This is a genomic window from Bartonella sp. AP7XZML (assembly GCF_042195745.1).
In the GTDB taxonomy this organism is placed as follows: Bacteria; Pseudomonadota; Alphaproteobacteria; order Rhizobiales; family Rhizobiaceae; genus Bartonella.
In genome coordinates this window covers 14679-34546 of the sequence record NZ_JBHIOT010000071.1, presented here as the reverse complement: position 1 = coordinate 34546, position 19868 = coordinate 14679, and the positions used below count along the sequence as shown (strand labels likewise).

Annotated in this window: 17 protein-coding genes and 2 pseudogenes; 15 read left to right on the top strand and 4 right to left on the bottom strand. The window is 39.5% G+C overall.

Annotated elements, in window-relative coordinates; translation table 11 throughout:
- The coding region (locus ACFILT_RS05950) for a helix-turn-helix domain-containing protein (protein WP_375678957.1) at positions 1-204 on the bottom strand (204 nt) is incomplete at its 3' end.
- A 496-nt stretch (positions 205-700) separates the two neighbouring features.
- On the opposite strand from ACFILT_RS05950, the gene ACFILT_RS05945 reads away from it, so the two are divergent.
- Together ACFILT_RS05945 and ACFILT_RS05940 are read left to right on the top strand one after the other, a co-directional pair.
- Entirely contained in the window at positions 701-865 is a 165-nt protein-coding gene (locus ACFILT_RS05945) for an antitoxin (RefSeq protein ID WP_375679735.1), read from the top strand.
- A gap of 23 nt (positions 866-888) precedes the next feature.
- A pseudogene (locus ACFILT_RS05940) lies at positions 889-1176 on the top strand (type II toxin-antitoxin system RelE/ParE family toxin).
- Positions 1177-1454: 278 nt separating this feature from the next.
- Here ACFILT_RS05940 and ACFILT_RS05935 read toward each other — a convergent pair.
- Both ACFILT_RS05935 and ACFILT_RS05930 read right to left on the bottom strand, forming a co-directional pair.
- Positions 1455-2192 carry a TIR domain-containing protein gene (locus tag ACFILT_RS05935; RefSeq protein WP_375678955.1) on the bottom strand — a complete coding sequence of 246 codons (738 nt, stop codon included), beginning with the start codon at positions 2190-2192 and terminating at the stop codon, positions 1455-1457.
- A gap of 311 nt (positions 2193-2503) precedes the next feature.
- Positions 2504-3166 carry a thiamine phosphate synthase gene (locus tag ACFILT_RS05930; protein ID WP_375679734.1) on the bottom strand — a complete coding sequence of 221 codons (663 nt, stop codon included), beginning with the start codon at positions 3164-3166 and terminating at the stop codon, positions 2504-2506.
- Positions 3167-3531: 365 nt separating this feature from the next.
- On the opposite strand from ACFILT_RS05930, the gene ACFILT_RS05925 reads away from it, so the two are divergent.
- From ACFILT_RS05925 to tolB, 10 genes are all read left to right on the top strand, one after another.
- Positions 3532-4674 (top strand): OpgC family protein, encoded by a 1143-nt coding sequence (locus ACFILT_RS05925; RefSeq protein ID WP_375678953.1) that lies wholly within the window; start codon positions 3532-3534, stop codon positions 4672-4674.
- A gap of 180 nt (positions 4675-4854) precedes the next feature.
- Positions 4855-5373: a DUF1465 family protein gene (locus tag ACFILT_RS05920; protein ID WP_375627992.1), complete on the top strand. Its 519-nt coding sequence runs from the start codon at positions 4855-4857 to the stop codon at positions 5371-5373.
- A gap of 1592 nt (positions 5374-6965) precedes the next feature.
- Positions 6966-7481 (top strand): crossover junction endodeoxyribonuclease RuvC, encoded by a 516-nt coding sequence (gene ruvC, locus ACFILT_RS05915; RefSeq protein ID WP_375678952.1) that lies wholly within the window; start codon positions 6966-6968, stop codon positions 7479-7481.
- Between the two features lie 13 nt (positions 7482-7494).
- Positions 7495-8109 (top strand): Holliday junction branch migration protein RuvA, encoded by a 615-nt coding sequence (gene ruvA / locus ACFILT_RS05910; RefSeq protein ID WP_375678951.1) that lies wholly within the window; start codon positions 7495-7497, stop codon positions 8107-8109.
- 13 nt (positions 8110-8122) lie between these two features.
- Positions 8123-9217 (top strand): Holliday junction branch migration DNA helicase RuvB, encoded by a 1095-nt coding sequence (gene ruvB, locus ACFILT_RS05905; RefSeq protein ID WP_375613207.1) that lies wholly within the window; start codon positions 8123-8125, stop codon positions 9215-9217.
- Positions 9218-9434: 217 nt separating this feature from the next.
- Positions 9435-9875 carry a tol-pal system-associated acyl-CoA thioesterase gene (ybgC, locus tag ACFILT_RS05900; RefSeq protein ID WP_375611759.1) on the top strand — a complete coding sequence of 147 codons (441 nt, stop codon included), beginning with the start codon at positions 9435-9437 and terminating at the stop codon, positions 9873-9875.
- 1715 nt (positions 9876-11590) lie between these two features.
- Positions 11591-12304, top strand: a complete 714-nt coding sequence (tolQ, locus tag ACFILT_RS05895) for a protein TolQ (protein WP_375606538.1) — start codon at positions 11591-11593, stop codon at positions 12302-12304.
- Positions 12305-12319: 15 nt separating this feature from the next.
- Positions 12320-12772: a protein TolR gene (gene tolR / locus ACFILT_RS05890; RefSeq protein WP_375678950.1), complete on the top strand. Its 453-nt coding sequence runs from the start codon at positions 12320-12322 to the stop codon at positions 12770-12772.
- Positions 12773-12880: 108 nt separating this feature from the next.
- On the top strand, positions 12881-14347 hold the full coding sequence (locus ACFILT_RS05885; protein ID WP_375678949.1) for a cell envelope biogenesis protein TolA: 1467 nt from the start codon (positions 12881-12883) through the stop codon (positions 14345-14347).
- A gap of 38 nt (positions 14348-14385) precedes the next feature.
- Positions 14386-15711 (top strand): Tol-Pal system beta propeller repeat protein TolB, encoded by a 1326-nt coding sequence (gene tolB, locus ACFILT_RS05880; protein WP_375678948.1) that lies wholly within the window; start codon positions 14386-14388, stop codon positions 15709-15711.
- Between the two features lie 1079 nt (positions 15712-16790).
- Here the strand turns inward: tolB and ACFILT_RS05875 are convergent.
- Entirely contained in the window at positions 16791-17537 is a 747-nt protein-coding gene (locus ACFILT_RS05875; protein WP_254492472.1) for a YebC/PmpR family DNA-binding transcriptional regulator, read from the bottom strand.
- A gap of 368 nt (positions 17538-17905) precedes the next feature.
- On the opposite strand from ACFILT_RS05875, the gene ACFILT_RS05870 reads away from it, so the two are divergent.
- From ACFILT_RS05870 to ACFILT_RS05860, 3 genes and pseudogenes are all read left to right on the top strand, one after another.
- Positions 17906-18607, top strand: coding sequence for a DUF1013 domain-containing protein (locus ACFILT_RS05870; RefSeq protein WP_273790461.1), 702 nt, complete (start codon positions 17906-17908; stop codon positions 18605-18607).
- A 204-nt stretch (positions 18608-18811) separates the two neighbouring features.
- The gene (pal, locus tag ACFILT_RS05865) at positions 18812-19333 is read left to right on the top strand and encodes a peptidoglycan-associated lipoprotein Pal (protein ID WP_273790460.1); all 522 of its coding nucleotides are present in this window, start codon (positions 18812-18814) and stop codon (positions 19331-19333) included.
- A 52-nt stretch (positions 19334-19385) separates the two neighbouring features.
- A pseudogene (locus ACFILT_RS05860) lies at positions 19386-19868 on the top strand (tol-pal system protein); the annotation flags it as partial.

Genomic DNA, 19868 nt, shown 5'->3' with positions numbered 1-19868 from the left:
GGCAATGGGAACATTCAAGATATCAGAAATTTCCATTAAACGCCCTGCGCTGACACGATTTAAGCCGTTTTCATATTTCTGGATTTGTTGGAAAGTAACACCTAAATGTTGACCCAATGTTTTTTGAGACATTTTTAGCATTTTTCGTCTCAAACGAATTTTTTTGCCAATGAAAAGATCAATATTAAGATTCTGAGATTGCATTTTTCCCCGCCGGTTGCGAGCGCCCTCGCATGAGTATTCCGGGAGCTTGAAAGTACTGAAATCTAATCAGCTTTTTTTGCTTTTAGTGCTTATAGCACCTGGACATAGCAAAAACTCCCGGAATTCCGGGATACCCACAAAGTGGGGTAAATTCATGTTTAGATTTTCGGGCTTTCAAGACCCTCTTGGTCGTTGCGTATGCGACCAAAACACCTTTTAATTCATAAAGTAATTTCAGAAAATTTACAATAAAAATAGTTTTTTACTTACAAAATTTGTTTTTTAATGAGAGGCTATTCGCCTCTTAAACCTCTCTGGAACAATTACCAAAATCATGATATCAGATCCGTGTTTTTTGAGAGGGTTAAAAAGCCTTAAGTTTTAAGATCAAAAGAACTTTGGACGCTTAAAAGTTAAACATTTTCAATTCGCTAATGTTGACAACATAACCAAGAGTAATTATCTTCAATATTCGGGGATAGAAAGGACATATCTTATGAAGACCACCCTTTCTCCGCTAATTTCAGAGTTCGAAACCGTTGAACAGGAAAGCAGCTACACTGCATGGCTGCGCGGTAAGGTAGCGAGAAGTTTTGCAAATCCATATCCTCCTATTCCGCATGATGAGGTTATGGCTGAAATGGAAGTTATAATCAGTTAGCTTGAAGCTGAACAGGAAAATTGATGCTTCCGATTGTTTGGTTGTCTTCGGCGCGCGACGATTTGCGTCAGATTTTAACGTACATTGCTCGCGAAAATCCATCCGCTGCGCGCCGAATGAAAAGGTTTTTAGAAGCATCCGTACTGCCATTGGCTAAACATCCATATTTATACAGATAGAGTGAGAAGGTATTAGGATTACGAGAAATTGTAGCGCATCCAAATTACCTTATATTGTATCGAGTAGCTGCAAATCAAATCGAAATTGTAGCTGTAGTACATGCCCGACGTGAATTTCCTATTTTTCTTTAATCTAATCAGAGGCTATCTGCCTCTTAAACCTTTCTGGAACAATTACCAAAATTATGACAACAGCCCAGCATTTATCAAAGGCACTAAAATGATTTCTTCTACGATAATGAATTTCGGTCCCTTCATTTAAATTTGCACAATCGCTTGCTGTTTGAATAAGAGTGGGGGGTGATCGTTCCTTTGAGGCTATAGGATATGTGTGTGTTTGTGGAATGTGGCGGGGTGCCTTGTGGTTTTAGGCGTGCGCTTTAAAAAATAAACATAAGCATTATTCAAATTTACTTTAATGCATGAATTGTATCTGTATTAAAAGAGAAATCAGCTTCTTGTAAGCGCTCTATAAGTTTGGGAAATGTTTCTTTTACGTGTTCTTTAAAAGAAAGGTAGTAAACTCCACCAACATCTGAAAGCATTTCAATGCCTTCTTTTTGTAGAATAGCAATCCTCTCAAGAGGAAGCGCGGCAGCTAACATGCCCATTTCGAAAATAACGTTTTGTCGTGCACGGGGTTGAATTTTTTCTGCACCTTGAGATATAGCATAACCCATGTCATCATGCGTGAGGAGTACAATACCAAAACTTATAGAACTGTCACAAATTTCTTTTTTCAAAGTTTGAATGATGGGTAAACCATTGCCACTCGTATTTTGTAAGATGTATGGTTTGAGACCAAGCTTGAGAAGAACATTTTCAAGCTCCGTTAAGGCATAACAATCATGACCATGAACGATAAAAATTCTTTTATTTGAAGGATTGGGGGCAGTTTTTGAGGAAGGAATCGTTGATGTTTCTTCTATATGCTTTGCTAAATCTTCTATTAACTTTTGTTTTATGTTTTCTTTGCCTTGAACGTTGATTGTTCTTGTGCTTTCATACCAATTAATAACGCCTCCTTCGGAGGTTTTGATCTGATATCCTTTAGAAGAATTAAGTGATAGAGACTTAGTTTCTATGATTTTATATCCAGCTGTTTTAACTATATCTTTAAGGTCTTCGAAGGTTCCGCTATATTTCATTGTTTATATTCTTTCAATATCGCTGGTTATTAATATAAAATGTTAATTTATTTTTATAACTATTTGAATTTAAATAGCTTTAGGATTTCATTTTCTTATACAATGCACAAAAAGAGACGGTCACCTTCCATTCAATTGATTGAAACGTGGGAAAACTTGACTAAATGATGGGAAATTTTACTGCGTGATGAAGCGATCTGATTGAATTGTGAATAAACGAAACGAATTTTTCTCCTATTTGTATATGCCGTTATGTGCTCTATATAAGAAGCACGAAAGTTAACGCTTTATTTATAAATTCTCCTCCTATATTACAAGGGGGTGTTTTTACATTTTTCTTGCATTGTTTTAAGCAGTATTAAGGGGTTGTCGTTCCCCAAAATCACTTCTTCTACAGCAATGAATTCACATCCTGTCTTTAAGGCTTCATCAAAGGTTGAAAAATCGCTTCCTGCTTGGATAATGGCGGGGGTTTGCATAATTTCTGCCCACCATGTTGCTAACTGGAGATTGCGAGGGTGCGCTTGGGGTTTTTTATCAGCCCCGAGTTTTCCAAAGAACAGGTAATCAACACCTGTTTCCGCTGCAAGCATAGCACTATGGCGATTGCGTAAATTGCCAAAGCCTATAATTTTTTGTTCCTTTTGCTGATTTTTGAAGCTTTCAAGAGCGTTAAGATCATCTTCTATGTGCAATCCATCAGCCTTTATGCGCCCAGCAATGCGGCTGTCATCAGCGATGAGAAGGGCTGCGTCATGATGTTGAATATCTTCTGCGTAAGTTTGCGCTTGTTGTTGTAAAAAAGAGCTATCATCTTTCAACTTTTCAGAATCATAGAGGATGACGCATGCAAAAGACTTTGTTTGCAAAATTTGCTGCAAAAATGTGTGTGGGGTGTTGCGCCGAACATCAAGTGTTAAAATCAACTGAGGGAAAAGAGGTGGATCAATTGGTTTATTTTTTTGTTGTGTCATGTCAAATCCCTGTTTCTTAGAAAAAATAATGCTTAAAAATTAAAGTTTCATTCTATTATGCTTATTTGCGATGAAAGTGACTACCATTTTCACGTAATTTAAAGGATTTGTGGGTGTGTGGAAGCCTGTTTATGAGAAATGAAAGTGTTTTTAAGCATAATATGTCGCCTTTTTGTTGTGATACACGTATGGACGCTTTTCGTTCTTTTGCCTTTAAAAAACTTTTGCTTTTAAAAAAATAAACGCTTAAAATGAAACTTGACACTTAAAAATTAAAATTTCATCCTGTTCATGCTTGTTGGCAATAAGGGTAAGCACCATTTTTATGGGACTTCAAGGGGGGTGTGACGTGTGGGAGTCCACTGATGAAATACCAAGGTATTCGTGAGCATAATACTCAATCTTTTCGCCGTGATACACGTATTGATGTTTTTCGTTCTTTAGCCTTATTGACGATTTTCATCAACCATATTCCCAGAACGATCTATGAGTCTTTTACTCATAGAAATTTCGGTTTTTCTGATTGTGCAGAAGTGTTTGTTTTGCTTTCAGGGATTGCTCTTGGGTTAAGCTTTCATGGACGGTTACAGCAAAAATCCTTTGCTTTTATTATCCGAAAACTTTGGTACAGAGCTCTGCAGCTCTATGGTGCATATCTTTTTACTACTTTTGTCACGTTAAGTCTTTTTTTTGCTGCCTTTTTATTATGGAAAACAGAAAAACTTTTATCGATGAACAATATAGGACTCTTTTTTAAAGAGCCTGGTATCGCATTTTTGAGTACCTTAAGCTTTGGACATCAATTGGGATATAATAATATTCTTCCTCTTTATATCGTTTTGATGTTTTTTGCGCCTTTTATCCTTTATTTGAGTTGTAAGCAGACAAAATGGCTGCTTTTGGGATCCTTTACACTGTATCTTATCTGCGGATTTTATAAAATTGCTCCTCCTTCTTATCCTTTAAAGGGAAAGTGGTTTTTAAATCCTTTGTCTTGGCAATTCTTATTCGTCATAGGATTGACCAGTACTTTAGCGCTTAAACAAGGAAAAACAATCGCTTTTCAGTCTTTTTGGATTGTTTGTGCGGCAGCCTATCTCTTGTTGGCGCTGTTATGGGTTCGCTTAAACTGGTGGGGCATTTTGGGGTGGCTTGGCTGGTCTTCCCCATTGTTGAACTTTAATAAAACCTTTTTAAGCTTGCCACGTTTACTCCATGTTCTTGCATTAGCCTTTCTCATTCTTTCTTTGCCGCGCATCAATAAATGGTTTTATGTCTCTCAGAAACATCCTTTAGCAATTTTAGGAAAACATAGTTTACCGGTCTTTGTAACGGGAACCATTTTTGCGATGTTTGGACAAATTATAAAAACAGTGATGACAGAAACGGTTTTTTCCGATACCTTCTTAATAATAACGGGTATTGCTTTGCAATTTGGAGTCGCTTATTATTGTGAAAAACGGCAATCTTGGCAGTGGTCGTTTTCAAGGAAAATGATCCGTTTATAAAAAACATTCCTGTAGTGTTTGTTGGGCACGTTAACCTTAGTATAAAAAGTGCGTTGCGCAAAAAAAATAAAAGAGGTAGCAGTTTTAAAAAAAAGCGTTCTATACAGCAACAAAAGAAACTTTTTAATACTCTATTCGTTAAGGGGTATGATTTTGTGCTGATACTTGGAGTATAAAAGCGTGAGTGTACATAAACGTCCATATGATGAACCTATTATCATGATTGAGCATAATGCTTTTGAAAATGCTTTTAATCGTCTCTATGAAGAAACAATGGCGCTGATTGAAAAAACCGCAGCGTATATTGACTCAGAAGGGAAATTAGTGGCACGCTCTCTTTCGGCAGAGGTTTCTGCAGTCTATGCGAAAGAGGCTATGTATTTAAGTACACGACTTATGCAAATCGCTTCTCAACTCCTTCTTCTTCGCGCAGAGCGTGAAGGGGAAATGTCATCAGAACAAATAAAAAAAGAAATTGTAAAAGTGTCACTTCATACACCGACATTGGAACTTGAAACCCCGCATTGGCATGAATTGCCAGAAGTTTTTCGCCAATTTGTTTCTCATTCATTGCGTTTAGAAGCGCGCATAACCTATATGCGTGCTGGGTGGGAAACTGCGGCCTCCTGTGCTCTAGAAGATGATAATCCAGTGGGAAAACAAATCGAATTGCTCAAAACAGCCTTTGGGCGTTCTTAGAGGTACTCCCTTGCTTTGTGCGAAGGGGAAATGTCATCGTAACAAATAAAAAGAAATTGTAAAAGTGTCACTTCATACACCAATATTGGAAAATTTCCCTTTTATTGGCATGAATTGCCAGAAAATTTCCGTCAATTTGTTCTCATTCATTACGTTTAGAAGCGTGCATTTTGTTTCATTTAGAGATGCGGCTGTAGTTTAAGCGCTTTGGTCAATAAGCGGCGGCTGTACGTTTAAGCGATGATAATCCAGTGGGAAAATAAATCGAATTACTGAAAACAGCTTTTGGGCGTTCTGAGAAGAATAGCTCCTTGCTTCTTTCTTGCGATATTTAGAGCAGTATACCCATTTTTTTTTACAACCGAAATTTCACAATTAAAACTAATCTAGAGTGCTTTTTTCTGCTTAATTTCTATTTGAGCGTAGGAAATATCTTGAGCTTATAGCTGAAGGGTATAGGTATTGATTGCGAATTATGGCATGGGATGGAGTATGGTTGGTCTTTGTGGGAAATCGGCTTTTGTTGATTGCAGCTAGAACACTTTCTGTTGATCTATCGTGTGATTTTGTTTTGGCTCTAAGATAGAGCAGGGGGCTTGTACATCAATTTATTTATGCTCTATAATTTATGCCTATAAAGCTGCTGTAAAGTGTGTGTTAATGAGGATGATATACATTGTTGCAGTTTTGGGGCTTCTCTTGTTTTGAATGGAAGTTATTTTCCCTCGCGTAAAATAAAATATCCAAAATAAAGTGCCATATAATGAATGCCCCATGGGTTCCCTGTGCCCCTATGCATGTTCCTCTCTATGAAATGTCCCTCTCTATGCAATGTCATTGTGGTGTGATGAGTATATTCAAAAACACCTCTCAGTTCTTATTCACATTCGTTGAGCCTCTCTCATTTTTACGCTTGCAAAGGAAAAAGCCGGCACTATCATCATCTTTGCCAGTCCCCAATGTTGCAACAGCCTTTGGAACTTGAGACAATTCATTAGAGGCATTTTTAGTCCTTTCTTGTATAGTTTTACTCTATACGGCAATCCCACGTTTCATATGTAAGAGAATGGTTTTGATTGATTCAAGATAAACAGATTTGTAATGAGAAAATCTTAGGATATTCGGGATTCTTATGCAATATACAAAATAATTAATTATCTTTATAAATCAACGTGTTGCCTTGTTATGGTGGCGTCATGCTATAATGTAAAAAGTTTTCGTAAAGTGTGTACCATCCATTGCATAGCCTCTTTACACATTATGAATGTGCAATCCAGCACTGATCTATTTGCTCGCTTGCGATGTTTAACCGTTATGGCATTGGATATGACCATAGAAAGGGAAATTTTATGTTTTATAAGGTTGTTTGACAGGATTCTTGCTTGTGATGTGTGAATGGTTTTGATTGATTTCAGTTATGCTTCATAAAGTGTATTCCATAAAGATGCTGTTCGTTGCGTGTTATAATTGTATAAATTTGGGGGATATGATTATCTTTTTACTGGTTTTGTCTTGGGTTGCTGTTTTCTTTGTGGTCTTGTCTTTATTCACATCTTTATTCTCAGGGGGGAAAAGTGTATAGACTGTAGTTTATGGCAGAGACGATTCGTATTATAGGCATTGATCCCGGATTACGGCGTACAGGGTGGGGCGTTATCGATGTTGCGGGTAATCGTCTTCAGTTTATTGCAGCAGGGACGGTTTCTTCTGATGTACAGCGTGAGCTGGCTTCCAGACTATGTCAGATCCACAAAGGTCTTTCAGAGGTTGTGCATCAATTTATGCCCCATGAAGCCGCTGTAGAACATGTATTTGTCAACAAAGATGCTACAGCAACTTTAAAACTTGGCCAAGCGCGTGCAATTGCACTACTGGTTCCTGCGCAAGCAAATCTTCCTGTTTTTGAATATGCGCCCAACAAAGTGAAAAAATCAGTTATTGGGGTTGGACATGGGGCTAAAGAACAAATCCATATGATGGTCAAAGTTCTCCTCCCACGGGCTGAATTTGATAGCAGTGATGCGGCCGATGCTCTTGCTCTTGCTCTTTGTCATAGTATGCACCGTAACAGTATTGACCGGTCTTATCAGGCAAGGATGGCGATATGAGTGGGGTGGAAGCATGATTGGCAAATTAAAGGGCACTCTTGAACATATCTTTGATGATCATATCCTTCTTGATGTTCACGGTGTGGGGTATGTTGTTTTTGTGTCAAATCGGCTGCGTCCTTCTTTACCCTCGGTTGGGGAGGCGTTAAGCCTTTTTATTGAAACGCATGTTCGGGAAGACGCAATCCGCCTTTTTGGTTTTGCTACAAGAGCTGAACAGGAGTGGTTTTGTCTTCTACAAAATGTTCCTGGAGTAGGGGCAAAGGTTGCTTTGGCAATCTTGGGTACTTTATCGCCAGATGAACTTGCACAGGCTATTGCTTTAAACGATGTTGCGATGATTAGTCGAGCGCCGGGCGTTGGTAAAAAAGTCAGTGAAAGAATTGTGGGTGAACTGAAAAGTAAAACACCCCCCTTTGAACAAGCTGTCAAGACTGTTTCGGTTTCTCAGCGTGAGATGACCAATCAACCTGCGCATGACGCGCTTTCCGCGTTGATGAAGCTAGGGTTTGAACGGGAGCATGCATCTCGTGCTCTTGCTCTTGCGATGAACGCTCTTGAGGGGGAAACTGTTTCTTCTGCCCTGCTGATCCGCCATAGTCTCAAATTGCTTTCTTCTCCTACTTAAAATCAAGGTAACAATGCATAAAGATGAAGATAAACGCCTTCTGGGTTCCGCCCCCCTTCCTAACGATCCAGATCGTTCCTTGAGGCCACAAGTTCTCGATGACTTTATTGGTCAAGAAGCGGCGCGGGCTAATTTAAAAATATTTATTGAAGCAGCAAAAACGCGGCAAGAAGCGCTGGATCACGTTTTGTTTGTAGGGCCACCGGGGTTGGGAAAAACAACGCTTTCACAGATTATGGCAAAAGAATTAGGCGTTAATTTTCGCTCTACTTCAGGGCCGGTCATCGCTAAAGCAGGAGATTTAGCCGCTCTCTTGACCAATCTCGAAGAACGTGATGTCTTGTTTATTGATGAAATTCATCGCTTAAATCCGGCGATTGAAGAAATTCTGTACCCAGCAATGGAAGATTATCAACTTGATTTGATCATTGGGGAGGGGCCGGCCGCACGCTCGGTGAAAATTGATCTGGCTAAATTTACTTTGGTAGCGGCAACCACACGTTTGGGGCTTTTAACCACACCTCTACGAGACCGTTTTGGCATCCCAATTCGTCTCAATTTTTATACGATAGAAGAATTGGAATATATTGTGCAGCGCAATGCACGACTTTTTGCCGTTAAGATCAGTGATGATGGTGCTCATGAAATTGCACGCAGAGCACGGGGGACCCCTCGTATTGCCGGACGGCTTTTACGGCGCGTTTGTGATTTTGCTTTGGTTAAACAAGCAAAACAAATTGACCAAAAAATCGCCGATGAAGCCCTTTCGCGCCTTGAGGTTGATCATCTTGGGCTTGATCCGCTTGACCGCCGCTACTTGCTCCTGATTGCGGAAACTTTTTTAGGGGGACCGGTGGGGATTGAAACAATTGCTGCTGCTTTATCAGAACCACGCGATGCCATTGAAGATATTGTTGAACCGTATTTGCTCCAACAAGGTTTTATTCAAAGAACCGCTCGTGGACGCATTCTAACTGAAAAGGCTTGGAGTCATTTAGGGCTTTCTGCTCCAGCCTCTACAACGTCTATACAAAGGCGTTCTCAACTTTCTGATGCTCAAGACAATTCATCACTTCAGACATCTTTATGGGATGGGGAAGATGACTAAGGCATTCTCTTTATTAAAAGAAACTATGTGAATATTTTATAGCAAGGTCATAAAATACAAGAGACGTGCCTTCTTTTAGCATATTCTGGCTAAAAAGGTTTGGCACTATTAAAGATTTTTTGCTTTTGCTTTTCACAACTTCAACACAAAAATGTGTTCAATCTTTTGATTGATAGATAATTTGCTATATTAGATGATTTTATGGGATATGAAGTCGATGACAGAAATAACACCTTTTAAGAGCAATCATACAAACGCTTTTCATAATTTTCAGGTCCGCGTTTATGTTGCGGATACAGATTTTTCCGGTGTAGTTTATCATGCGCGTTATCTTGAGTTTTTTGAACGAGGACGTTCAGAGTTTTTACGGGATACCGGTTTTAATAATAAGATGTTAGCAGCAGGGGGTGAGGGGGAAAAACTATTTTTTGTTGTTCGTCATATGGAAATTAATTTTTCAAGACCCGCTAAAATTGATCATCTTTTAGTCGTTAAAACACGTGTTACTCATATCCAAGGGGCACGCTTTTTTATGGAGCAATCTATTTTGCATGAGATGACCACGTTGGTAACAGCAAAAGTTGAAATTGCTCTGATTAATGAGGAGGCAAAACCGCGACGTTTACCCAAAGAACTTTTTGCAAAAATGCTTGGTTAAAAGTGTTATTCATTGAATTAGCAGTTTCAGGAGAGATCAGCAGATATAAAGTAATCTACAATCTAAGACTATACATTTATCATAGCCTAGATGTTTTCTAACAAGGTTACACGATACAGCAAAAGAAAGCACCTCTGCTACAATAACTACAATAAATTGAAGATGATATCCCACAAAATTAAACACGCCTCATCCATTTTCTGCTATAAACTCAAGATATTTTTCTTTCTTTTGAAGAAAGGTTTGTTGGCATCGGAAAACAACAGAAAAGTACAAAAAAAATAAAAATGGATTAAGATTTATTTTTATAAAAATGCACATACCCAGCGCAATATTGCAATAAAGTGATAATTAAGCCATTAGGTCGAAAATTGTCTCAAAAACACCCAAAGGGTGTTTTTAAGCAATTTGATTTGTTTTTTACTGGATTGTCATTTGGCATCATAAGAGCGCGTGTTTCATCCATTTCTATCCATCATGCATGACTTTATGTGCTATAATGCATCACTTTATGTGCGCTTCTAAGCGTAGTAAATGAGTGAGAGATCAATGTATATAAAGCAGAAATGCATTCTTGCATTTAAAGTTTCAAAAGCATATTATTCTATATAATATATTGACTTAGAAAGATAAATTATCACTTCTCACGGGTACAAACCCTAATAGAGGAAGAGAATAAAATACTTTCATTTCAAATCTGTTCATGTTGAAACAATTAAAATCATTTGCTTACACATCATAAGAGAACAATTAAAATCATTGAAAAAATTGTAAAAATGTTCCTTATGGATCATTCTCAATGCAATAACGATCAAATATCGCAAGTGAGCAAAGAGAGCGTAGAAGCCGGTTTTGATGAAGTAAAGATGTGAAAAGGCTTTTTTCATGTCACAGAAGCTTGTACATTATACCATGGTGCTAGAGAGATGATAGGCATTGAAAGGGTCTAATTCACAACATAATGAGATTACATGAGACTTACACTAGATTATATAGGACTTATAATAGGGGTGCATGGGTGAGGCGCATTGTTGTGAGGTGTGGTAGGGTGGTTTAGTATCGTTTTTTGTGCCCGATGGTGTACTCCGTATTCAATTCGATGGAAAATGAGAGAAACAATAGCCTGAGGCAAAGCGTCATCTTTTATGATTATAACATATTTATTTACAATGATAATTCATTGCGTTGTCACTTTCAGATAATTCTGAAACTTGTAAAATTTTTTCTTTTCAAGCTCTATTGCCGCGAATTAATCAAAAACATTTTCTTACATATCACAAGCGGGGTTGATGAGTGGGTACAAAAACACTTAAGAAAGGAATAAAATGCTTCTTATGAATCTTTTCAAGTGCTAAGACTTATTGCAGCATTTTAAGCTTAAAACGCGTATGATGATTTAGCGTTCTTTTCATAAGCGTAAAGATGGTGGTGCATAATAGATTTTATATCATGCATTTTTATATCTTTTATTTTTATAGCATTTATGGAGAAATCCTTATCGTTATATTTTTCATAAATGCTGTTGTGAAATGATGGGGGGCGTGTATTGAGGGATGTCTCTCGTCATCACTTTTTAAGGAAATTTAAGAAACAAGTCTTGTTTTAGCGCATGGATTTATGTGAGACTAGAGTCTTTACCTAAATTTAGAAAATATAAAATAATCTGTTTTATAAAATTTTAAAAAATGCATCTTTCATTTAGAGGGACAAAAATTATGCCGCATGGTGAACTAACGAATCCAGAAACAATTGGAATGTTGCATTTGTTTATGCAAGCGAGTTGGATCGTGAAAGGTGTTATGATCGGGTTGCTGCTCGCTTCTATCTGGAGTTGGGCAATTATTTTTGATAAAATTTTTACGTATCGGAGAATACGGCGTGAAATAAAGCAGTTTGAACGCACATTTTGGTCTGGCAAAGCGCTAGAAGATCTTTATGCATCATGCAAAAGTCAACGTACCAATAGTATATCCGCAGTTTTTATGGCAGCAATGGTTGAATGGAAAAAATCTCTTGAAAAAGGGACCCATACATCGAAAAGTTTGCAGAGCAGAATTGATAAGGCTATGGATTTGACGCTGGGACGTGAAAGTGAAAAAATAGAATCAAAATTAAGTTTTCTTGCGACACTGGGGTCTGCGGGACCTTTTATCGGACTTTTTGGAACAGTTATTGGTATTATGGAGTCTTTTCTTTCTATTTCAGCTTCTCAAAATACATCACTTGCCATTGTCGCGCCAGGGATTGCAGAAGCGCTTTTGGCAACCGCGATTGGTTTGTTTGCAGCAATTCCAGCTGTTATTGCTTATAACAAGTTGACCCATGAAAGTGCGCGCATCATTGCACAAATAGAAAATTTTGCCGATGAATTTTCAACAATTGTATCGCGGCGTATTGATGAAACACGCACAGCACCTTCCTCTTTATAAAAAGGATCTTATCCCATGGGCGTTTTTGTTGCTTCTTCTTCTCGCAAAAATACACGTAGGTGGCATCATTCACGAAGCCAACTGATGAGTGAGATCAATGTCACTCCTTTTGTGGATGTCATGCTGGTCTTGTTGATTATTTTTATGGTCTCTGCCCCCCTTTTAGTGAACGGTGTTCCTCTAGATTTGCCTCGTAGTCAAGCGGGTCCCGTACGAGCTCAAAAAACACCTCTTACGGTTTCACTTGACGCGCAAGGGCGCTTTGCCATTAATCAAGATTATTATGAAACGTCACAGGCCCTGATTGCACACCTGAAAACTCTTCTGGAAGCAGATGCTACACAAAAAGATCAACGGGTTTTTGTACGGGTTGCTAAAACTGTTGAATATCAGCAAGTATTAAAACTGCTGGCAGATATTCAAAAAGCGGGGTTTTCTCAAGTTGCGTTAGCAAGTTTAGCACAATAAATAATAAGTAATAAAATTGTGCATAACCGGTTGTTTTTAAGATGTTTTTAAAAAGAGCGTAGAGTGATTAAAAATGAAAAAATGTAAGGCATAAGTAAGGCATAAAGAATGAACAAAGACTCTTATCATAGTATGAAACGAGGCTTGGCTTTATCCCTTGTGGTCCATGTCATTTTTCTCAGTTGGGGAGCCGTTCAGTTTACAAACTCTGTCTCTTTACCACAACCGTTGGAAGCAATTCCCATCACTCTTGCTCCTTTGGTGGACGAGTTTTCCTCTCAACAAGGAGCCGTGAAGGCTCCTATCCGTGCAATCCCTGCCGTCAAACCAACTATGCAGCCACAAGAGAAAGAAGATGCACGCCATATTGGAGAGGGACAAATAGATAGTCTTGCACCATTTCAACCAAAGGAAAAGCTGCGTCCCGTTGAAACAGCATCGCCACCATCAAGCGAGAACACATCAGAAACATTTGCACCAGAACTTACAAAACCAGAATTATTAGAAGCAAAAACAGAGGATGCACCCAAGGTTGCACCTGAGATGCCTTTGGAGGCACTGGAGGATGCACCCAAGGTTGCGCCTGAGATGCTTTTGGAGGCACCACCGGAGGATGCGCCCAAGGTTGCGCCTGAGATGCCTTTGGAGGCACCGGAGGATGCGCCCAAGGTTGCGCCTGAGATGCCTTTGGAGGCACCGGAGGATGCGCCCAAGGTTGCACCTGAGATGCCTTTGGAGGCACTGGAGGATGCACCCAAGGTTGCGCCTGAGACGCCTTTGGAGGCACTGGAGGATGCACCCAAGGTTGCGCCTGAGACGCCTTTGGAGGCACCGGAGGATGCGCCCAAGGTTGCGCCTGAGATGCCTTTGGAGGCACCGGAGGATGCCTCTAAGGTTGCGCTCAAGCCTGCGCACAAAAATGAAGAAATGATATCGCCAAAAGAATTGGCTCCAACGGTCCCAAAAGTACCAGCAGAGCAGATTGTTCATCAAGCGCCTAAAATTGTACTTCCAGAAAAATCTCTTCTTCCACAGTTTAAACCAAAGTTTGACGGAGAGTTTCCAAAGAAGAATGAGGCTGCATTGAATCAAAAGACGCCAAAGCTTAACAAGAAAAACCAAGAGAAACAGACTATTGAAGATATTTTAGCTCTGGAGGAAAATAATTTGCTCAATCGTGCGCGGTCACAAGGAGGGGGAGCAAAACGTTCTCATACACCAGAAGCTTTGGGTGCAAGAAAAAATATTAATGATACCACAAAAATGGCACAAACATTGGTCAATATTGCGGGGGGATGTATTCAACAGAAGCTTAAACTTGTGGCGCTTGGCGGCGATTTAAAAAATCGTCCGGTCGTGCGGTTGCGATTTTATTTAGACCGTGAAGGGATGGTTGTGGGTGATCCTATCATTGATCCCATAAGCGGCCTTGAGAGTCAACAAGCTATTATGATAAGGCAGGTGTATGCTGCTGTCTTTTCATGCCAACCTTATGCAGATCTCCCACGTGATCAATATGATCTATGGGGGCAAGGTTTTGACTTTAATGTTGATCCCCTCCAAGAAATAAGATGATAAACGAGAAAAAAGCGCTTAACGAAAGGACACATTCCATGATGACTATAACGAGACATAAAGTTTTTGCTTGGTTTATTGTCACTTGTGGGTTGTGGCTTTCAAGTATTTCATTGGTTTATGCGCAATTGAAAGGGACGATTTCAAGCGCTGATTTTAATCCCATTCCCATTGCAATTACAGACTTTATTTCCAATGATTCGATTGGGTTGAAAATATCTGCTGTGGTGACAGCTGATCTTGAACGGTCGGGGCTTTTTTTACCGCTTGATAAAGCAAATTTTTTGGAAAACATTTCTAATCCTAATAAACAACCGCATTTTGCTTCTTGGCAGAAAATAAAAGCGCAAGGTTTAGTTACTGGGCAAATCATGAGAGAAATCGATGGACGTTTGAGGGTCGATTTTCGTTTATGGGATGTTTTTGGACAAAGACAATTGAAAGGACGGCGTTTTTATACCGCGACAGAACGTTGGCGGCGTGTGGCACATATGATTGCAGATGAGATTTATAGTGAGATGACAGGAGAAAGTGGTTATTTTGATACAAGGATTGTTTTTATCGATGAAACAGGGCCTCAAAATGCACGCATTAAACGTTTAGCAATGATGGATCAAGATGGAGCAAATTTGATTTATATGTCTGATGGAAGTGAATTGGTGCTTACACCGCGGTTTTCACCAAAAAGACAAGAATTGACCTATATGGCTTACGAGGACAATCAAGTACCTCATGTTTATCTCCAACAAATTGAAATGGGGCAAAGAGAGTTGATCGGAACGTTTAATAACATGACAATTGCGCCGCGTTTTTCTTCTGATGGACAAAAAGTTATTATGAGTTTGTTACAAAATGATGGGAGTGCCAATCTTTACACTATGGATTTACGAACCCGTACGATGACGCGACTTACAACAACTTCTGCTATTGATACGTCTGCTTCTTATTCACCGGATGGAAAACAAATTGTCTTTTCTTCAGATCGTAGTGGAAAGCCGCAAATCTATAAAATGAATGCGGATGGGAGTGATATTCAACGTATTTCTTCAAACGATGGGAGTTATTCAACACCTATTTGGTCTCCACGGGGTGACTATATCGCCTTTACAAAACAATTAAGCGGACAATTTTCTATCGGAGTTATGCGCCCTGATGGACAAGGAGAACGAATTTTAACCACGGGGTTTCACAATGAAGGACCAACTTGGGCCCCTAATGGTCGTGTGCTGATGTTCTTTCGCAAAAATCCCGGTATGGGACCAAAAATTTATACGATTGATATTACGGGTCGCAATGAACGACAACTCCCTACCCCCAATGATGCTTCAGATCCAGCATGGTCGCCTTTGCTCAATGTACAGTAAAACAAAATGCTTAAAAACAGAATATAGAAGGAATATAGTCTACACAGTCTCAAGTTTAAACAATCTCAATTGTCTTTAATTATTTAAAAGAAGGAATTGATTATAGTGGGTATGGGGAGTTATGTAGATTTCATCTATCATCTACGGTTGTTGATCGATAATGGAATTTCCTTGGGGGAAAATGCTTAAAAAAATTCAAAACAAGACCTTGAAAAAATAGAGTCGAAAATTCTGAGGTCTTTAGATTTCAACTTTTTATTCAAAGTGTCGCTATATATATTTTTTTAACTTCCTCTTCGATTTTGTTTGTGAAGAGTCGGGACTCTTGTCAGGGGGGCTGTTGCTCTTTGATGTGTTTTATTCAAGTACGCGGTTGTTTTAGATCTGAATCTTGATTGATTGGTAAGAGCAAAAGGACAGATTTTTAAGATAAATGACGTTATTTTAGAAATATACGATGCCATAAAGTTAATGCCATAAAGTCAAAAATTTATCCGCAACGGATTAGAGAGATGTACCGGCTTTTTGTACAATACTTTGCTAAACAATCAGCTCTGGCTTTCCATTTGCTTATTTTTATTCTGTGATGTTGTAAAAACACTGCCCTTTGAGGTGTGGGGATATAGGGCGTATAAACCTCCTTGATATATTCTAAGTGTTTTTTAAGTGCGTAGCGAATATTTAGGGGAGTGTATGTTTGTTGAGCCTTAAGTTTCAAGTGAATTTTATGAGTGATTCGTCATAGGAATACGTCAAGAAACCCCTAATTGTTTAGAGGCTAGATCATTTCATTACTTGAGAGCGGAGAGAGGAGGTTAATCTTAAAGAACAAAAAGATAAAATAGAGAGGGGATATAGGGATAATCTTTGGGGCATGTAAGAAAGGCGTGAGGCTACAGAGTTTTGTATGCTTTTCTTTTTGGGATTATGTTTTCTGCGATTGATTGTGGTTTCTTGTTGCATCAATGGCTTACCCCGCTATTGACGCGGGGCTTTTATATGTGCGGATAAAGAGGAGGGGTGACAGATGCTTTTGAAGCCCTCATGCATGAAGAGAGGGCTTATGCAAATGATGGGAATTATACAGACAATTTTGCCAAAATCTCATCACTGACATCAAAATTTGCATAAACATTTTGCACATCATCATCTTCTTCTAATGTTGAAATCAGTCGTAAAACGGACAAAGCTTTTTCTTCATCTATTGGTGCAAGGGTGGTGGCTTTCCAAATCGTTTTAATCGATTCTGCTTCACCAAGTTTTGCTTCAAGTGTTTTGGAAACTTCACCAATATCTTCAAATGCGCAGGTAATATGATGTCCGGTTTCTTCTGATTGCACATCTTCGGCACCGGCTTCAATTGCTGCATCCATGATGTTATCGGCTGTCCCTGCTTCTGGCTTATAGATTATTTCACCAATCCGATTAAACATGAAACTGACCGATCCTGTTTCCCCTAAGGCTCCTCCTGATTTTGTGAAGGCGGCGCGCACATTTGAAGCGGTGCGGTTGCGGTTATCGGTTAAAGCTTCAACAATGACGGCAACGCCACCTGGTCCATAGCCCTCATAGCGTACTTCATCATAATTTTCGACATCGGCGCCTGACGCTTTTTTAATCGCGCGTTCAATATTATCTTTCGGCATCGATTGTGCTTTGGCATTTTGAACAGCCAGCCTTAAACGTGGATTCATGGCTGGATCAGGAGCACCTTGTTTTGCTGCTACGGTAATTTCGCGTGCAAGTTTAGAAAATATTTTCGAGCGCATTGCATCTTGACGCCCTTTACGGTGCATAATATTTTTAAATTGTGAATGGCCTGCCATAGTTTTCCTTCCTATTTGAGGGCTTTTTTGCCAGTTGGATACTCTTTAGAATTTAAGGCGATAAAGCACGCATCCCACCAGAATAAATGTGCCACAGCATGAGGTGAAATAATCGAATAAACCCTTTATAAGAAAATTCATCTTAAAGGTAAAGACACCTTAGTTGAGGATCATTACAAGAGAGATCTCTTGTCGTTGAGCAAAAATAACGCTATAACAGAATGTAATCTCATAGCAAAATGGTTTATTCCATGCCTCGCTTTGTTTTAGGAGTGGTTGGAGAGACCTAAACATATAAAAAAGTTCCAGTGCTCTTGAGTGGGCGGTAACCTGCCTCATAGAAGAGGCGCAGAAGAGGATTTATAAAAATGGCAACGCAACTTTTGATGCCCAAAGCAACAGCTGTTTGGTTGGTTGATAATACAGCTCTTTCTTTTGATCAGATTGCAGAATTTTGTAAATTGCATGTCTTGGAAGTAAAAGCTATTGCCGATGGTGATGCGGCTTATGGTATTAAAGGTTTAGATCCGATTAGTTCTGGGCAATTGACGCGCAGTGAAATTGCACGGGTGGAGGCTGATCAAAACGCACGATTGAAAATTTCTCAATCGAGGGTGCATATTCCTGAAAAAAAACGTAAAGGGGCGCGCTATATCCCTCTTTCTCGACGCCAAGATCGTCCCAATGGTATCCTATGGTTGGTTACAAACCATCCCGAGTTGAAAGATGCACAAATTGCACGGTTGATTGGGACAACAAAAGCGACAATTGAACAAATCCGCCTTAGAACCCATTGGAATAGTGCAAATTTGGTTCCTCTTGATCCTGTAGGTCTTGGTTTGTGTTCGCAAATCGATTTAGATTTTGAGCTCCAGCGTGCGGCGAAAAATCGCCCTGTTGCTGCAGAAGAAGATAGGTCGTTGCTTCCCGCTTCTGTGACGGAAAACGCTGCTCTAGAGGAAAATGAGAGTGAAGACAATCTGCATAAGACTTTTGACGCTGATAAAGTTTTTGCAAAGCTGAACGCGCTGCAAAAAAATCGTCAAGATCAAGATCAAGATGATGCATAAAAAGCCATGACGCATAAGGGAAACATTTCTTATGGAAATGTTAGAGGAATGGCCAAAGAGAAGAAAAATTGGCAGAGACTTAAAAGTAAAAATGAGGACGAAAAAAAACAGAAAAAATTTCGTCTTCATTAGGAATTAACGGTTATTCTTAAAAATATTTTTAAGAATTGACCCTTCTTTACGAAATTCAAGGAGAAACGGACTATGCGCTCTACCAAAAAAACCATCTCTCATTCCTTAGCTATCCTCTTTCTTTTCTCACTATGCTTGGGTGGGTGTGGCAAAAAAAATGTTGGTGCACTTAACGGTATGAATGGCGCTTATATGAATGATGCTGGTTTGAATCAGATGTCACCAGGTTCAGGACAGGAATTTACGGTTAATGTGGGTGATCGCGTGTTTTTTGGTCTCGATTCTTCTTCACTTGATGCTGATGCGGAACGTATTTTAACGCGCCAAGCAGAATGGTTGCTTCATTATCCTTATTATTCTATTATGATCGAAGGTCATGCTGATGAGAGGGGAACACGTGAATATAACTTGGCACTTGGACAGCGCCGTGCTGTTGCTGTGCGAAACTATTTGGTGTCTCTAGGTGTGTCTGCACAACGGATTCAAACAATTTCTTACGGAAAAGAAAGACCTGTAGCAGTATGTGATGATATTTCCTGTTGGAATCAAAATCGACGTGCTGTGACAACGTTGAATGACATGAATAGTCATTAAAAAGAAGATTGTTTGTTTCAACTATTTAATAAGCTCTTAAGGGGAAAAAAGAATGTATCGTAAAATCAATTGGAAAACACTCTTTTATATGGGGGTTTTCATAGCTTGTTCTACTTCACTTGTTCAAAGTGCGGCACGAAAGGCTTCCGAATATCCTGCACATGATACGGATAAAGTTGATGCAGTTGATAAGGCAACTGATGATGTTAAGAAAGCGCCTGAAGCAGCCGATAAAGCAGCATCTGATGCAGCGGAAAAAGCCACTGACGCTGTTGATAAGGCTGTCGATGCTGTGAAGGAAGCACCTGAAGCAGCTGATAAAGCAGCATCTGATGCAGCGGAGAAAGCCACTGACGCTGTTAATAAGGCTGTTGATGCAGTGAAGAAAGTACCTGAAGCAGCCGATAAAGCAGCATCTGATACAGCGGAAAAAGCCACTGACGCTGTTAATAAGGCTGTTGATGCAGTGAAGAAAGTACCTGAAGCAGCCGATAAAGCAGCATCTGATGCGGCGGAAAAAGCCACTGACGCTGTT

What these genes read in the sequence shown, in the direction of transcription:
- ruvC (WP_375678952.1), top strand. Translation starts at nt 6,966, where the DNA reads ATGGCAGAGACGATTCGTATTATAGGCATTGATCCCGGATTACGGCGT.
- ACFILT_RS05945 (WP_375679735.1), top strand. Translation starts at nt 701, where the DNA reads ATGAAGACCACCCTTTCTCCGCTAATTTCAGAGTTCGAAACCGTTGAA.
- ACFILT_RS05930 (WP_375679734.1), bottom strand. Translation starts at nt 3,166, where the DNA reads ATGACACAACAAAAAAATAAACCAATTGATCCACCTCTTTTCCCTCAG.
- ACFILT_RS05875 (WP_254492472.1), bottom strand. Translation starts at nt 17,537, where the DNA reads ATGGCAGGCCATTCACAATTTAAAAATATTATGCACCGTAAAGGGCGT.
- ruvA (WP_375678951.1), top strand. Translation starts at nt 7,495, where the DNA reads ATGATTGGCAAATTAAAGGGCACTCTTGAACATATCTTTGATGATCAT.
- ACFILT_RS05935 (WP_375678955.1), bottom strand. Translation starts at nt 2,192, where the DNA reads ATGAAATATAGCGGAACCTTCGAAGACCTTAAAGATATAGTTAAAACA.
- tolR (WP_375678950.1), top strand. Translation starts at nt 12,320, where the DNA reads ATGGGCGTTTTTGTTGCTTCTTCTTCTCGCAAAAATACACGTAGGTGG.
- ACFILT_RS05870 (WP_273790461.1), top strand. Translation starts at nt 17,906, where the DNA reads ATGGCAACGCAACTTTTGATGCCCAAAGCAACAGCTGTTTGGTTGGTT.
- tolB (WP_375678948.1), top strand. Translation starts at nt 14,386, where the DNA reads ATGATGACTATAACGAGACATAAAGTTTTTGCTTGGTTTATTGTCACT.
- ybgC (WP_375611759.1), top strand. Translation starts at nt 9,435, where the DNA reads ATGACAGAAATAACACCTTTTAAGAGCAATCATACAAACGCTTTTCAT.
- tolQ (WP_375606538.1), top strand. Translation starts at nt 11,591, where the DNA reads ATGCCGCATGGTGAACTAACGAATCCAGAAACAATTGGAATGTTGCAT.
- pal (WP_273790460.1), top strand. Translation starts at nt 18,812, where the DNA reads ATGCGCTCTACCAAAAAAACCATCTCTCATTCCTTAGCTATCCTCTTT.
- ACFILT_RS05885 (WP_375678949.1), top strand. Translation starts at nt 12,881, where the DNA reads ATGAACAAAGACTCTTATCATAGTATGAAACGAGGCTTGGCTTTATCC.
- ACFILT_RS05925 (WP_375678953.1), top strand. Translation starts at nt 3,532, where the DNA reads ATGAAATACCAAGGTATTCGTGAGCATAATACTCAATCTTTTCGCCGT.
- ruvB (WP_375613207.1), top strand. Translation starts at nt 8,123, where the DNA reads ATGCATAAAGATGAAGATAAACGCCTTCTGGGTTCCGCCCCCCTTCCT.